This window comes from Salinimicrobium sp. TH3 (assembly GCF_026676115.1).
Classification (GTDB): domain Bacteria; phylum Bacteroidota; class Bacteroidia; order Flavobacteriales; family Flavobacteriaceae; genus Salinimicrobium.
This window is the reverse complement of the sequence record NZ_JAPONB010000002.1, coordinates 207,138-221,663: the sequence shown is the minus strand read 5'-3', so window position 1 is coordinate 221,663 and position 14,526 is coordinate 207,138. Positions and strand designations below refer to the sequence as shown.

The window sequence follows — 14,526 nt, the reverse complement described above, 5'->3', positions numbered from 1 at the left end:
ATGAGTGGTATACAGCCCGAGATAGCCGAAAAGGTGAGGCAGCTGGAAGAAAAATTCCGAAACTCTGGCCAGGACCTCGGCTCGTATCTTGACGGTCTTTTATACGACAAATACCTCACTTACTGGGACTATATGGAACTTGATACTCTCCTGAGTCTGCAAAAGCCTAAAACTCATTTCCCCGATGAGGAAATATTTATTGGTTACCATCAAATCACAGAACTTTACTTTAAGCTCGTGCTTCATGAGCTAAAACAGCTTGTCGAAGCCAAAGACCTGTCTGCCGATTTCCTTACAGAAAAGCTAAATCGCATCATCAGGTATTTCAGGATTCAAACAAATTCGTTTGATGTAATGATAAGAGGGATGGAGCGGGAGCAGTTTCTTAAATTTAGAATGGCTCTTTTACCTGCCAGCGGTTTCCAGTCTGCCCAGTTCAGGATGATTGAAATCCATGCAACACCGCTGTACAATCTCGTAAATCATGCAGATCGGGAAAGCTTGCGAAGCAATTTGAACCTGGATGAGGTTTATCAAAATATTTACTGGAAGAGAGGTGGCATAAGTTCAGATACTGGAGAGAAGACTTTGACTCTAAGGCAATTCGAAGAGAAGTATGATGAGGTCTTTTTACGGCTGGCACAAAATCTTGAGGGGAAAACCCTTTTTGAGCTTTATAAAGCTCTTCCAGAAGAAGAGAGAAACAATAAAAAACTTATTGAGGCGTTGCGTAACCTGGACGTTGCAGTGAATGTAAACTGGCTCCTGGTTCATATAGGAGCAGCTCAACGCTACCTTATGGTGAAGAAAAATGCTGTTAAGGCTACGGGAGGTACAAACTGGAAGGAGTTTTTGCCGCCAAGTTTTCAAAGAATTTCATTTTTTCCTGAACTTTGGAGTGAAGAGGAAAAAGAGGAGTGGGGCAAACAATGGGTAGAAGAAATGATAACACAATAAAAATTTGAAATAGTGAAAAAGCTTAGTTACCTGCTAATGTTGATGATGGTTTTTACTGCTTGTAATGAAAGTAGTGAAAAACCTGAAATAGCCGATAACACGGTCAAAGTAAAACCAGCGCCTGTAATCCAGGAATTTGGTTTTGTATTAAATGATTATGAGGTGGTAAGAGATACCATTAGGTCTGGGGATAGTTTTGGGCTTATTCTTGGCACTCATGGTGTTGATCCCAACAGGATCTTTGAGATCGTTAATAAGGTAAAGGACACTTTTAATCCTCGTAAGATTATTCTTGGGAAGCCTTACACCATTCTTAAGGAAAAGGACTCTTCTAAAACTCCCAGGGTTTTTATTTACGAGAATGATGTGATAAACTATACGGTAGTTGATCTTTCAGACAGTACTTCAGTTTACACTGCTAAGAAGCCGGTGACTATTACTAAGAGAACAGTAGCAGGAGTTATTAATTCCAGCCTTACCGAAGCTATTCAGGATGAAGGTTTAAGTTATCTCATTGCCCATGAAATGAGTAATATTTACCAATGGAGTATTGACTTTTTCAGGTTGCAAAAAGGAGATCGGTTTAAACTGGTTTATAATGAACGTTATATTAATGATAGTATTTATGCCGGGATTGAGAGCATAGAAGCGTCTGTCTTCTATCATGAGGAAAAACCATATTATGCCTTTAATTTTATGGTGGATTCTCTTTCGGGCGAGCGTGATTATTACGATGAAAAAGCAAGGCCATTGCAGAGTTTCTTCTTAAAGGCCCCGCTTAATTTTACCCGTATTTCTTCCCGTTACAGTCCCAGGAGGTTCCATCCTGTGCAACAAAGATGGAAGGCTCATAAGGGTACAGATTACGCAGCTCCTCATGGTACACCTATTTGGAGCACTGCCAATGGGGTGGTCATAGCCTCTTCTTATACTGCCGGTAATGGGAATTACGTGAAGATCAAACACAACGGCACGTACACCACACAATACCTTCACATGTCAAAAAGGGCAGTGAAGCAGGGACAAAGGGTAAAACAGGGAGATATAATTGGTTATGTAGGTAGCACGGGATTGGCTACCGGGCCACATGTTTGTTACCGCTTTTGGAAAAATGGCGCGCAGGTAGATCCTTTTAGGCAAAACTTACCGGCAGCCGAGCCTATAGAAGATAAATACATCCCATCCTATTTCGCTGCAATAGAACCTCTTAAAGATGAACTGGGGCGAATCCAATTTAAAGAATCAATTTAAAATGAATAACGTTAATCCAACCAAAACTCAAGCCTGGAAGAAACTGCAGGCTCATTATTCCGAAATAAAAGGTCTTGACCTAAAAGAAGCTTTTCAAAAGGACCAGAACAGGGCCGATGCTTTCACATTACAATGGGAAGATCTTTACGTAGATTACAGCAAAAATTTAATCACTGAAGAAACCCGTGATCTTCTTACCGCTCTTGCTGAAGAAGCCGGATTAAAGCAGGCTACAAATGCCCTTTTTGAAGGGGAAGAAATCAACAGGACCGAAGGACGATCTGTTTTACATACCGCTTTAAGAAGTAAGGAGGATACCGAAGTCAAAGTGGACGGGGAAAATGTAATGCCCGAAGTTTTTGAAGTTAAAAATAAAATTAAAAGCTTTTGTTACTCGGTCATTTCAGGAGCAAAAAAAGGATATAGCGGAGAGGCTTTTACAGATGTTGTCAATATTGGAATAGGAGGATCAGATCTTGGGCCGGTAATGGTTACCGAAGCTCTGGAATACTACAAAAACCACCTAAAGGTGCATTTTGTTTCCAATGTTGACGGGGATCACGTACAGGAAGTAATTAAAGATCTAAATCCCGAGACTACACTTTTTGTTATTGTTTCCAAATCTTTTTCTACCCAGGAAACCCTGGCGAATTCTACAACCATAAGAAAATGGTTCACTAAAAAGGCTCCGGCCGATGCTGTGGCCAAACATTTTGTTGCTGTTTCCAGTAATGTTAAGGCGGTAGAAGAGTTTGGAATTGAAAGCGATAATATTTTCCCTATGTGGGATTGGGTTGGAGGTCGTTTCTCCCTTTGGAGCGCAGTAGGTCTTTCTATAAGTCTGTCTATAGGCTATGACAATTTTAACTCGCTTCTTGAAGGGGCCCGCAAAATGGATGAACATTTTAAGGGAACTCCTTTTAAAGAAAATATTCCCGTGCAACTGGCACTTTTGACCATTTGGTATAATAACTTTTTTGAAGCCGAAACTCAGGCGGTAATTCCTTACACTCAGTACTTACACCGTTTTCCTGCATATTTACAACAGGCAATTATGGAGAGTAACGGGAAAGGAGTGGATCGCGATGGGAACGAGGTTAGCTACCAGACCGGAAATGTTGTTTGGGGAGAGCCGGGAACTAATTCGCAACATGCCTTTTTCCAGTTGATCCATCAGGGGACAAAACTTATTCCGGCCGATTTTATTGGTTTCAGGAAATCCTTGCATAAAGAGAAAGAACATCACGATAAATTGATGGCAAACTTTTTCGCTCAAACCGAAGCTTTACTTCAGGGAAAGACTTCCGAAGAGGTAAGAAAGGAACTTGAAGCAAAAAACCTTTCTGAAGAACAGGTTAATAAATTGTTGCCTTTTAAGGTTTTTAAAGGGAATAATCCAACCACAACTCTTCTTATCGACCAGCTTTCTCCCGAAAGTCTTGGGAAATTAGTGGCTTTGTACGAACACCAGATATTTGTACAGGGTATCATCTGGAACATATATAGTTATGATCAATGGGGAGTGGAATTAGGGAAGGAACTTGCGACCAAAATTCTCACCGAAATCGAGAAAAATGACGTCGGTTCCCATGATTCTTCAACCGAAAATCTGTTAAAGTTTTATCTGCAACAGTAACAGGTATTTAGCTTTTATTAACTTTTTAAAATAACCTCCTGTGTTTCAGGGGGTTATTTTGTTTTAGGCCATGTAGGGTATGTCAAGGCAATTGTGAAAAACTCTTAACCTTAAGTTAAAGGATATTTTTAAAGAAAGTTGTTCTTTTGCATCAACTTTTTAAACACAAACTAACAAATTACACAATGAGGAAATTTTTAGCATTAGCGTTCTTTTTGACGTCGGCTACAATTTTTGCACAAGGGATCGTTACCGGTACGGTAATCGATTCTGACATGGATGCACCGCTACCGGGTGCCAATGTTCTGGTAGTAGGCACCGCCGTTGGGGGAATGACCGATTTCGGCGGAAAGTTTAGCGTCGAAACCGATCTAACTTCAGGATTTATTGAAGTAACCTATGTAGGTTTTGAACCAAAACGCGTGCCATTTTCGGTTAAAAATGGTCAAACTGTTGATCTAGGAAGAATACTTCTTTCTCCAGATGCAGACGCACTGGAAGAAGTGATCATTACAACTTACTCTATTGCTATTGACAGGAAAACTCCTGTGGCCGTTTCAACCATCAAGGCAGAAGCTATCGAGACAAGACTTGGAAACCAGGAATTCCCTGAAATTCTTAAATCTACGCCAGGTGTTTATGCGACTAAAGGTGGTGGAGGTTTTGGAGATTCAGAAATTCGCTTAAGAGGTTTTGAGTCTGAAAATATTGCAGTGCTTATTAATGGTATTCCTGTTAACGACATGGAAAATGGTCGTGTATACTGGAGTAACTGGGCTGGTCTTTCAGACGTAACAAGGTTTATGCAGGTACAGCGTGGTCTTGGTGCATCTAAAGTGGCTGTTCCTTCTATTGGGGGTACAATCAACATTGTTACAAAAACCACAGATGCTGAAGAAGGTGGAAGTGCCTTTTACTCTTTAGGTAATGACGGATACCAAAAAGTGGCTGCCACAGTTTCAACCGGTAAAATGGATAATGGATGGGCTGCAACTGTTTCTGGTGCGAGAACTGTTGGTGATGGTTATGTAGATGGAACTGAATTCAGCGGTTTCTCTTATTTTCTCAATATTGCCAAAGAATTAGGTGAGGACCACGAGTTGTCATTCACTGCATTCGGGGCACAACAACAGCACGGCCAGCGTCAAAATGCACTTCCAATCGAAGTGTACAGAAGAAGTGAAAGCGGGACCCGTTTTAACTCAGATTGGGGTTATATGAATGGACAGGTTACTCATATTGAGGATAACTTCTACCACAAACCTCAAATGTCTTTAAATCACTACTGGGATATATCAGATAACGCACAACTTTCAACTTCAGTTTACGCTTCTTTCGGTTCCGGAGGAGGAGGTGGATATGGTGGTGTAAATAAATTTGGTATTGGAGATGTAAACGATCCTTCCCCATATAGATTTGGTTACCTACAGCCTGTAAACCTTGACCTTATTGTTGAGGAGAATATTGCACTTGGTGCTTACGGTTCAGAAACCTACTTAAGAGCTTCCAGAAACAACCACGAATGGTACGGAGTTCTTTCTACTTTTTCTGCTGAGGTTCTTGAAAACGTTGAGTTTACAGGAGGAGTGGATTTTAGATATTATGAGGGAGAACACTTCACTGAAGTTACAGATCTTTTAGGAGGACGTTATGTAATTGATGATGCTAACAAGAATAATCCTCTTCATGCTGCACAAGTAGGTGATATTATTGATTATCATGATATAGGAACTGTTCTTTGGGAAGGTCTTTTTGCACAAGCTGAGTATTCTAAGGATGCATTATCGGCTTTTGTTACTATTGCCGGTTCAAACACTTCTTATAAGAGAGAAGACTTCTTTAACTACCTTGCAATAAATCCAGCAAGAGAAACAGATTTCCAACACTTCCTGGGATACAGTGCAAAGGGTGGTGCAAACTATAATCTTGATGATCGTAACAATATTTTCGCTAACATTGGTTATTTCGAAAAAGCACCTTTTTCTAATGCTGTTTTTCTGAACTTTAAGAATGACATCAACGAAGATGCTAAAAACCAGAAGATCTTTAGTGCGGAATTAGGATACGGCTACAGAACTTCAAACCTTAGAGTAGACCTCAACGTTTACCGAACAGAGTGGAATGATAAAACTTTCGTACAGAGATTCCAACAGCCCGATGGTACAACAGCTTCAGCAAATATTCTTGGGTTAAATGCATTACACCAGGGTGTGGAGCTGGAATTAAATTATCGTCCAATAGAAGGTCTAATCCTTACGGGAATGGCTTCTTTAGGAGACTGGACCTGGAAGAATGACATTACTGGTGTTGATATTTATAATGAAGAGCAGGAAATTGTAAGAACAATCAATTTATACGTGGCCGATCTTAAGGTAGGTGGATCTGCACAAACTACTTTTGCTGCAGGAGCTGATTATGAGGTGTTTGAAGGTACTAGTGTTCGTGTAAATTGGAATTATTTTGACGATCTTTACGCTGAATTTGAGCCTGAAACCAGAAGTACAAGAGAATTAGGCCAATCATGGGAGCTACCTGCATATGGTCTTGTGGACATGGGCTTGACACATAAATTTGACCTTGGAAATCTTGAGGCCATGATAATGGGTAACGTTAATAACGTATTGGACACAGATTACATTTCTATTGCCCGTGGAGGAATCGATGAAGGGGTTTTCTATGGTTTTGGAAGAACTTTCAATATTGGAGCAAAAATTAATTTCTAAAAAAATTGATAATGAAAAATTCGATCTATTTACTAATGATGTTCCTTGGCCTTGCTCTTACGAGCTGTGAGCCTATGGAAGACCTCCACGATGATGTGGATGATACAATTGCCAATACACCTATTATAGGGATAGAAGAATATACCCTTACAGAGGCAAATTATGATACACTGGGTGTAGAGGATGGGGTTTTTGATAATTTAGAAGATGCCGGTGCCTTAATACCTAAAGTACTTGCTGAAAAGTTTCCTTTCTGGGAAGAAGGTTCTCTGGCTCAGGTGACATTTGATCTCAATGCACCTATTGTAATTGAAGAGTATACAGTATCTCAGGAGGGCTATGAAGCTTTAGATCTTGGAAGAAATTATTTTGTAAAAACTTCAGAGATTAAGGACTTTCTTGAATACCAATTTCAACAGGCAACACTTAATGATTATGTAGAATTAACATATAGAACAGTAGCCGTTGAGCAGTCTTATACTTTAACAGGTGATGATTTTGATCTTATAGAGGACGAATTTGAAGCTATTTATCCCGAACCTGCCGGAAGTGCGGGCCAGTACGGAAACTTTGAAAGAAGAGAAGATAGAGACGCATATTGGAATAATGACATGATCCTTGAAGCTCTCAACGTTGTTATGGAGGAGAATTTCACTGGTATTGAAGGACAGACTTATGAGGTTTCTTATAAGATATATGATGGTAGCCCGGGAGAAGAGAGCATGAATATTAAGTACAATGGTTCTAGTTATGTAACTGTTGGTGCAGCCGGAATGCCATTTGAATTTGAAGACAGCAATTATGAACTTTTAGGTGTGGAACTAGCTGAAGCTTATCCAGGTCCTTCAGACAATGCTGCATACTTCAAGAGTTTTGATGTAAGATCAACCAGTGATAACTTCTGGAGTGAAGAAATGATTCTTGAAGCCATGAATATCGTTCTTATGGATGAATTTCCAGATGCTACCGAAGGTGCGCATTATGATGTAACTTATACGATATTTCCCGGTGGTTCAACTGAAGAGGTTATGTCTTCTTTCATCCTGGAAGATGGCGAGTATGTAGCCTACGAGCCGGAGGTTTCAACTGTAATGGAAACTCAGGTGTTTGGATTCGGTGATAATAGCTGGCATATGCCAATTATCCTTCCTGATGGTATCTATCAGAGTGAATTTGAACAGCAGTATGGAAACTTCGGGAACGAAGCGACAGCAGGTTTTTATATTGGAAGATGGTTAGAGCCACGTTTCCCTTATGCACAGGATGGAGATTTTGTCTCTGTGGAATATAAAATGTATTCAGGAGGTCTTGTTACCCGTTATGCAAGTTTTGTTTATAATGAGGATGACAGAGAATGGGAATTTATTCCAACAGTAATTCCTTATACTCTTCAGTTTGGTTATGAAGACACAGGATGGGTAGTTGATAATACCATAGTTCATGTTCTTACCGATTCAGATTATGAATATATAGAGTCTCAACTTATAGATACGTATCCTGGTCCTGCAGATAGTGCCGGTTACTATAAGAACTTTGACAGAAGAAAAGGTAATTCAAACCAGTGGACAGATGCTATGCTTCTTGAAGCAATGGATCTACTTCTAAGTGGAAAAGTAGCGCCTAATGCAGATGAAGGTCAAAAATATTTACTGGTATTTGATATCTACAATGGTACAAATACTACAGAGCAACTACACCTTATCAAAACAGATGGGGAGTGGGTTCGTGTAAAATAGTAATAGAATGATGTAACACAAAAACCTCTTATCTTGTATAAGAGGTTTTTGTATTTATTAATAAGCCATCTTTGGCTAAAATCAAACTTAAGGGAATGAAAGAATTGAAGAAATTACTGTTTTTGTCTTCTTTGCTATTGGTATTGGGTTGCAGTACAGAAGATGATAGTGGTGGGGGAGTTACCCCGCCTGTTGAACCACCTGTGGAAGAATTACCTGTTGCAGTTGATGATGAGTTTTCCACCGCCGAGAATACTTCTGTAAAGATCAGTGGACTAATGGATAATGATACGGTCTTTGAATATGCACGTATTACCGAGATTGACAACGAAACAGAAGCTGGAGGTGAAGTGACAGCAAACAATGATGGGTCTTATACCTATACTCCGCCTCAGGACTTTATGGGAGAAGATTCCTTTGAATATACTATTTGCGATAATGCTGCTACGAAAAACTGTTCTACAGCTACGGTGAATATTACAATTACCGCTTCATCTCCTACAGCGGTAGACGATACTTATGAGACGCAGGAAGAAAAGATACTTAAGATTATTAATCACCTCTCGAACGATGATTTGGCAGATAATGCTGAGGTTACTTCTATAGGAGTTGAAGGGACCAGTGGAACAGTTGTCCTGGAGAGTGACGGAGATATCCTGTACACCCCGGAAGATGGTTTTGTTGGAGAAGATAGCTTTACGTACAACCTTTGTGATGATGATGAAGAGCCTACCTGTTCTACTGCAACTATTACAGTAATGGTGATAGATGAAGGGTCGCCTGTAGCAAAAAATGACGAGGTAGTAGTGGAAGTGGGAGCTACAGGAGTTGTATTCTCTAATCTCCTGGACAATGATGATTTGATCGATGACGCAGTTCTTACTTCTATTGATGCTACCGGCAGTAAGGGATCTGTAGTTCTTAATGATGACGGTACAATTACCTATGGTACAACAACAAGTTTGGAAGGAGAGGACCGTTTTACTTACACAATTTGTGATGATGATGAAACTGCAACCTGTTCTACGGCAACTGTTCGGGTACTGATTGTTCAGCCGATTGCACTAAATATTCCGGCGGAACTGCAGGATTATTACTCCGGAGCTACTCTATCTCAGGATCCGGTTCTTTTAAAAACAGAACTTGCTGAACTCACAGAGGACAAACATGTGAATAAACTTGAATACTACATGCGTCACGACTACCTTTATGATGCAGATGCAAGTTTTTCAGATCCTGAATACGTTGTATTGATGTATACCGGGGATTTGAGACATTGGACAGAATATCAGGAAGGAGATGTTAGTGAAGGAGAGACTTTTAATACCGAGCATATATACCCACAGTCTAAATTGGCTTCATCAGAAGCAAAGAACGATATGCACCACATGAGAGCATCGGATATAGAAATTAATGAAACCCGGTCCAACTACCCCTTTACAGATGGAAGTGGGGAAGCAAAACTGGTAAATGAGAACAGCTGGTATCCAGGTGACGAATGGAAGGGTGATGTTGCTCGCATGGTAATGTATGTCCATCTTAAGTATGGGGAGCCTTTTTCTGATGTTGGAACTCTTGAAATGTTCCTGGAATGGAACGCTGAAGATCCAGTATCTGCTTTTGAAATTCAGCGGCAGGAAATCATAGAGGGAGCACAGGGTAACCGAAACCCTTTCATTGATAATCCATACTTCGCTACCTTAATCTGGGGTGGCCCCAAGGCAGAAAATCTGTGGGATTAATTCTTTAAATATATGTAACCCGTCTCCTTTCCCGGGAGGCGGGTTTTTTATGCAAAAAACCTATCTTTACCCAAAACCAATTATTATGTACGAAACCGTTTCTTTTATCCACTCCTGGTGGGCATACCTGGTCCTCCTGGTCCTAATTATTGCAACAGTAAATTTCATCATCGGTATTACCTCAAAGAAGGAATATGGGGCGACAGATTTTCGCCTGGCGTTGTTTGGATTGATCGTATCACATATTCAATTGTTAATTGGCCTGGTCCTGTATTTCGTTTCCCCTTATTTTAAAGCTTTTGGGCAGGTGGGAATGGGAGAAGTCATGGGGGATTCAACCTTGCGCCTTTACCTGGTGGAACATCCTCTTATGATGATTATCGCGATAATATTGATAACTATAGGTTATTCCAAACATAAGAACAAGCGCCTTTCAACATCTAAGTTTAAAACCCTTGGGATATTTTATGGATTGGCTCTTGTATTTGTTCTTTCGAGAATTCCATGGTCGGCCTGGTTCTAATCTAATTCTTTGGTAAGAAGAATATAAACCGGAAAATGATCACTAAAACCATCTGTAAAACCTGAACTACCAAAACTGCGGAAAGGATAATTCTTATAAGCTCCTGTAGAGGTAAGCAGGAATGGTGGATTAAATATAAAGGCCCTGAAAAATGTAAATTTTGAAGGGTCTTTTTCTATTAAAGGTTTTGATACCAGGATTTGATCAAATAAATTCCACTGGTCGCGGTAAGCCGAGGTTCCCGTACCCTTTGAAGCAATTACTGTGAAAGGGTTGTAAAGCGCTCGAAATCCGACCTGTTCTTTTTTGCCTTTTGCTCCAAGAACTTTTTGAAGGCTAATATTACTGGGATCGTCATTAAAATCTCCCATATTAATAATCCGGGCATAGGGATTTTTTCTCTGTAACGAATCAATAATTTTTCTATTCAGCTTAGCTGCATTTTCTCTTTTGTAGCTACTGGATTTTTCACCGCCACTGCGGGAGGGCCAGTGATTTACTATAATGTGCATTTCCTCTCCCTCTAAAAATCCACTTACTACCAATTGATCCCTGGTGTAGTCTCTTTTGGAAGTATTCTCCCGGTCGTAAAGCAAAAGAGAATGGGTAGCAGTGTTCTGCACCACAAATACCTCCGGCCTATACAAAAGGGCTACGTCTATTCCTCTTTCATCTGGGGAATCAAAGTGAATAATCTGGTAGTCATAAGGTGCTAAAAGAGGCGTTTTAATGAGATCTTCAAGCACCTGGAGGTTCTCTATCTCACAAAGGCCTAAAAGTGCAGGAGGGGTTTCTATTTTGGGTTTACCTATACTGGTTAAAACCATAGAAAGATTTTCCAGTTTTTTAAGATATAATTCTTGTGTCCATCTGTTTTTTCCGGTGGGAGTGAATTCCTCATCAAAAATTAATGGGTCATCATGAATATCGAACAGGTTCTCAACATTGTAAAAAGCAACACTCACCACCCTGTAATCTTTCTTCTCCTGTGCGGGAGCGGGAAAAAAGATGCTCGAATACAGGAGCACAATTAGAAAACTAACGATTATCCTAAACACGTGAATTTTAATTTGTTAAATATTTTAAGAGGGGGGTCTAAAGATAAAATAATAAATGTATTATTGCGCCCTAATTGCCTCCCTTGTAATGAATTATGAAAATATTTTCTTTTGGGAGGATTTTATTTCCTTTAATCTTATTTTCGGTTTCTGCTGCTTTTAGCCAGAGCCTTTCAGGTGTTGTGATTGATAAGGTGTCAGGAAAACCTGTATATGGTGTTTCTGTCCGGCTTTCTAATACTACTCTGGAAAAATTTACAGATCCTGATGGAATCTTTATCTTTTCTGAATCCCTTCCGCAGGGAGAGCAGATCCTTACTCTCTCCAAAAATGGCTTTTTGGATAAACATTTTCCGATTAAGATTTTTTCTAAAGACATTGATCTGGGTGAAATTGTGCTGCAACTTAACCTTCCCGAAATGCAGCGACAAACTGAAATTATTTCACTGGCCGATCATGAACTGGATGAAGATGGAGGTTTTGCAAATATTTCGGGCCTCTTACAGGCTTCCAAAGATGTATTTCTAAATGCTGCAGCCTTTGATTTTAGTCCCACCTTTTTTAGACCGCGTGGCTACGACAGTGAATATGGAAAAGTACTTATAAACGGTTTGGAAATGAATAAGATCTTCAATGGAAGGCCTTTATGGAGCAACTGGGGAGGTTTAAATGATGTACAGAGAAACCAGGAATTTTCAAATAGCACCACGCCTTCAGACGTTTCCTTCGGCGGTCCCGCAGGTACAACTAATATCATTATGAGAGCCTCTCAATATCAAAACGGAGGCAAATTTTCCTATGCTATGGCAAACAGGTCTTATTCGGGAAGGTCAATGGGAAGCTATCACAGTGGGTTACTCCCTTCAGGCTGGGCTTATTCTTTGTCGCTGTCAAGAAGGTATGCCAAACAAAGTTATATGGAAGGAAGTAGTTATGATGCCAATTCTTTTTTCGCTTCAGTCGAAAAAAAGTTTGATGATTCACACAGCCTTAATTTTACCGGGTTCTACACGCCAAATGAAAGGGGGAAGAATTCCCCCAATACTCAGGAGGTATATGAATTAAAGGGCCACAGGTATAATTCATATTGGGGCTGGCAGAACGGGGAAATTAGAAACTCAAGGATAAAGGTTGTGGAAGAGCCGGTTCTAATGCTCAACTATTATTGGAAACCTTCCAAAGATTTAGAAATTAGTTCCAGTGTAGCTTATCATTTTGGGAAGACAGGGAATAGCAGGATTGATTATGGAGGTAGCCGCTTGTATGAGGCAGATTCTCAAACTATTTTCATGGGCGGCGGCAGTAATCCAGATCCTGCATATTACCAGAACCTGCCATCCTACTACCTAAGATCTGAAAACAGTCCTGATTTTAGGGGAGCTTACCTGGCCGAGCAGGATTTTCGCGACAATGGCCAATTGAACTGGGAGGAGCTGTACCGGGCTAATGAAGTAGCTGCAACTTTAGGTGGCAACGCTATTTATGCATTGTATGAGGACAGGACAGATGACAGACAACTTACTGCGGGATCCAATTTCCGGTATACCGTATCTTCCCATGCGGTAGTTTCGGGAGCTCTGAATTTTCGGCAGCTTAGAAGTGAAAATTTCGCATCGGTTCTTGATCTTTTTGGAGCTGCCTCTTTTCTTGATGTGGATTCTTTTTCAGAAGGTACTCAGGCTCAAAATGACCTTCAAAACCAAAATAATTTAGTAGCCGAAAATGACATTTTTAAATACCATTATGGAATTAATGCTACAAGCGGGGGAGGATTCCTCCAGGCAGAATTCAGATTTAAAAGAATAGAAGCTTATTTCGCTGGCCAGGGTTCTGCCATTTCATACCAGCGAACCGGCTACTTTCAAAACGGAAATTTTCCCGATAATTCTCTGGGTGAAAGCGACCCGGTCAACTTTGGGAATTATGGTGCAAAGGCGGGATTTACCTATAAGATCACCGGCAGACATTATCTCACAACCAATTTGACCGGTTTTACCAAGCCACCTTCGCTTCGCAACAGCTTTTCGAATGCACGGCAAAATAATGATATTGTTTTTGGTCTGGAAAATGAAAAAATCTTCACCGCCGATGCCGGGTATACTATACGGGCACCTTTTCTTACCGGAAGAATTACCGGTTTTTACGGCACTTTTGAGGATGCAACCGAGGTTTCTTTTTATTATGCCGATGGTCTCTCGGGATCTGGAAGAGAGGTTACAAATGCTTTTGTCCAGGAAATAATGACCGGAATGGATAAAAGGCATATTGGACTTGAATTTGGTCTTGAAATACCGTTAACGAGTACGTTGAAACTGCGCACTGCCGGCTCTGTTGGAGAATATATCTTCAATAGTGATCCTGAAGTGTATTTAACCTCCGATGATTTTACCGAGGTTAGGCACATGGGAAAGGCAGCTCTTAAAGATTACCGGCTTTCCGGTGGTCCGCAGCAGGCAATCCAGGCAGGATTTGAATACAGGGACCCGGATTACTGGTGGATTTCAGCTTCTGCAAATTTCTTTTCAAAAACATTCATTGATGTGGCACCCCTCCCCAGAACCCGCAACTTTAAATCTGATGTGGACGGCTTTCCTTTTGTCCACTATGATGAAAGTATTGCCCAAAGCCTTTTGCGACAGGAGGAATTTGAAAGCTATATGCTGGTCAATATCGTAGGCGGGAAATCCTGGAGGCTGAAGAACAGATTCGTAGGTTTTTTTGGCAGCTTAAACAATATACTTGATTCTACATATAAAACCGGTGGCTATGAGCAATCCCGAAATGTCAACTATGCCCTTCTTAAGGCCGATATGGAAAGAGTGCAGCCTGTTTTTGGATCAAAATACTGGTTTGGACCCGGTACCACCTACTATGCCCATGTTTACTATAGATTCTGAAAA

At 40.5% G+C, this 14,526-nt stretch carries 9 protein-coding genes; 8 read left to right on the top strand and 1 reads right to left on the bottom strand.

Going from position 1 to position 14,526, the window contains the following annotated elements:
* The 7 genes from OU683_RS04230 (at nucleotide 1) to OU683_RS04200 (ending at nucleotide 10,568) form a co-directional block, all read left to right on the top strand.
* Nucleotides 1–957, top strand: coding sequence for a tryptophan 2,3-dioxygenase family protein (locus OU683_RS04230; RefSeq protein ID WP_268135543.1), 957 nt, complete (start codon nucleotides 1–3; stop codon nucleotides 955–957).
* A 12-nt stretch (nucleotides 958–969) separates the two neighbouring features.
* Nucleotides 970–2,208 carry a peptidoglycan DD-metalloendopeptidase family protein gene (locus tag OU683_RS04225; RefSeq protein ID WP_268135541.1) on the top strand — a complete coding sequence of 413 codons (1,239 nt, stop codon included), beginning with the start codon at nucleotides 970–972 and terminating at the stop codon, nucleotides 2,206–2,208.
* A gap of 1 nt (nucleotide 2,209) precedes the next feature.
* The gene (pgi, locus tag OU683_RS04220) at nucleotides 2,210–3,844 is read left to right on the top strand and encodes a glucose-6-phosphate isomerase (protein WP_268135539.1); all 1,635 of its coding nucleotides are present in this window, start codon (nucleotides 2,210–2,212) and stop codon (nucleotides 3,842–3,844) included.
* A gap of 185 nt (nucleotides 3,845–4,029) precedes the next feature.
* Nucleotides 4,030–6,567 (top strand): TonB-dependent receptor, encoded by a 2,538-nt coding sequence (locus OU683_RS04215; RefSeq protein ID WP_268135537.1) that lies wholly within the window; start codon nucleotides 4,030–4,032, stop codon nucleotides 6,565–6,567.
* 11 nt (nucleotides 6,568–6,578) lie between these two features.
* Entirely contained in the window at nucleotides 6,579–8,303 is a 1,725-nt protein-coding gene (locus OU683_RS04210; protein WP_268135535.1) for a hypothetical protein, read from the top strand.
* A 95-nt stretch (nucleotides 8,304–8,398) separates the two neighbouring features.
* The gene (locus OU683_RS04205; protein ID WP_268135533.1) at nucleotides 8,399–10,045 is read left to right on the top strand and encodes an Ig-like domain-containing protein; all 1,647 of its coding nucleotides are present in this window, start codon (nucleotides 8,399–8,401) and stop codon (nucleotides 10,043–10,045) included.
* An 85-nt stretch (nucleotides 10,046–10,130) separates the two neighbouring features.
* Nucleotides 10,131–10,568: a hypothetical protein gene (locus tag OU683_RS04200; RefSeq protein WP_268135531.1), complete on the top strand. Its 438-nt coding sequence runs from the start codon at nucleotides 10,131–10,133 to the stop codon at nucleotides 10,566–10,568.
* On the opposite strand, the gene OU683_RS04195 is transcribed toward OU683_RS04200, so the two are convergent.
* Complete coding sequence (locus OU683_RS04195; protein WP_326493544.1) at nucleotides 10,565–11,626, bottom strand: endonuclease/exonuclease/phosphatase family protein; 1,062 nt, start codon at nucleotides 11,624–11,626, stop codon at nucleotides 10,565–10,567. The genes OU683_RS04200 and OU683_RS04195 overlap by 4 nt on opposite strands.
* A 95-nt stretch (nucleotides 11,627–11,721) precedes the next feature.
* Between OU683_RS04195 and OU683_RS04190 the strand changes: the two genes are divergently transcribed.
* Nucleotides 11,722–14,523, top strand: coding sequence for a carboxypeptidase-like regulatory domain-containing protein (locus OU683_RS04190; RefSeq protein WP_268135529.1), 2,802 nt, complete (start codon nucleotides 11,722–11,724; stop codon nucleotides 14,521–14,523).
* The last annotated feature ends 3 nt before the right edge of the window (nucleotides 14,524–14,526 follow it).

Coding starts and splice junctions, on each gene's coding strand:
- OU683_RS04230 (WP_268135543.1), top strand. CDS start 1: ATGAGTGGTATACAGCCCGAGATAGCCGAAAAGGTGAGGCAGCTGGAA.
- pgi (WP_268135539.1), top strand. CDS start 2,210: ATGAATAACGTTAATCCAACCAAAACTCAAGCCTGGAAGAAACTGCAG.
- OU683_RS04215 (WP_268135537.1), top strand. CDS start 4,030: ATGAGGAAATTTTTAGCATTAGCGTTCTTTTTGACGTCGGCTACAATT.
- OU683_RS04210 (WP_268135535.1), top strand. CDS start 6,579: ATGAAAAATTCGATCTATTTACTAATGATGTTCCTTGGCCTTGCTCTT.
- OU683_RS04205 (WP_268135533.1), top strand. CDS start 8,399: ATGAAAGAATTGAAGAAATTACTGTTTTTGTCTTCTTTGCTATTGGTA.
- OU683_RS04200 (WP_268135531.1), top strand. CDS start 10,131: ATGTACGAAACCGTTTCTTTTATCCACTCCTGGTGGGCATACCTGGTC.
- OU683_RS04190 (WP_268135529.1), top strand. CDS start 11,722: ATGAAAATATTTTCTTTTGGGAGGATTTTATTTCCTTTAATCTTATTT.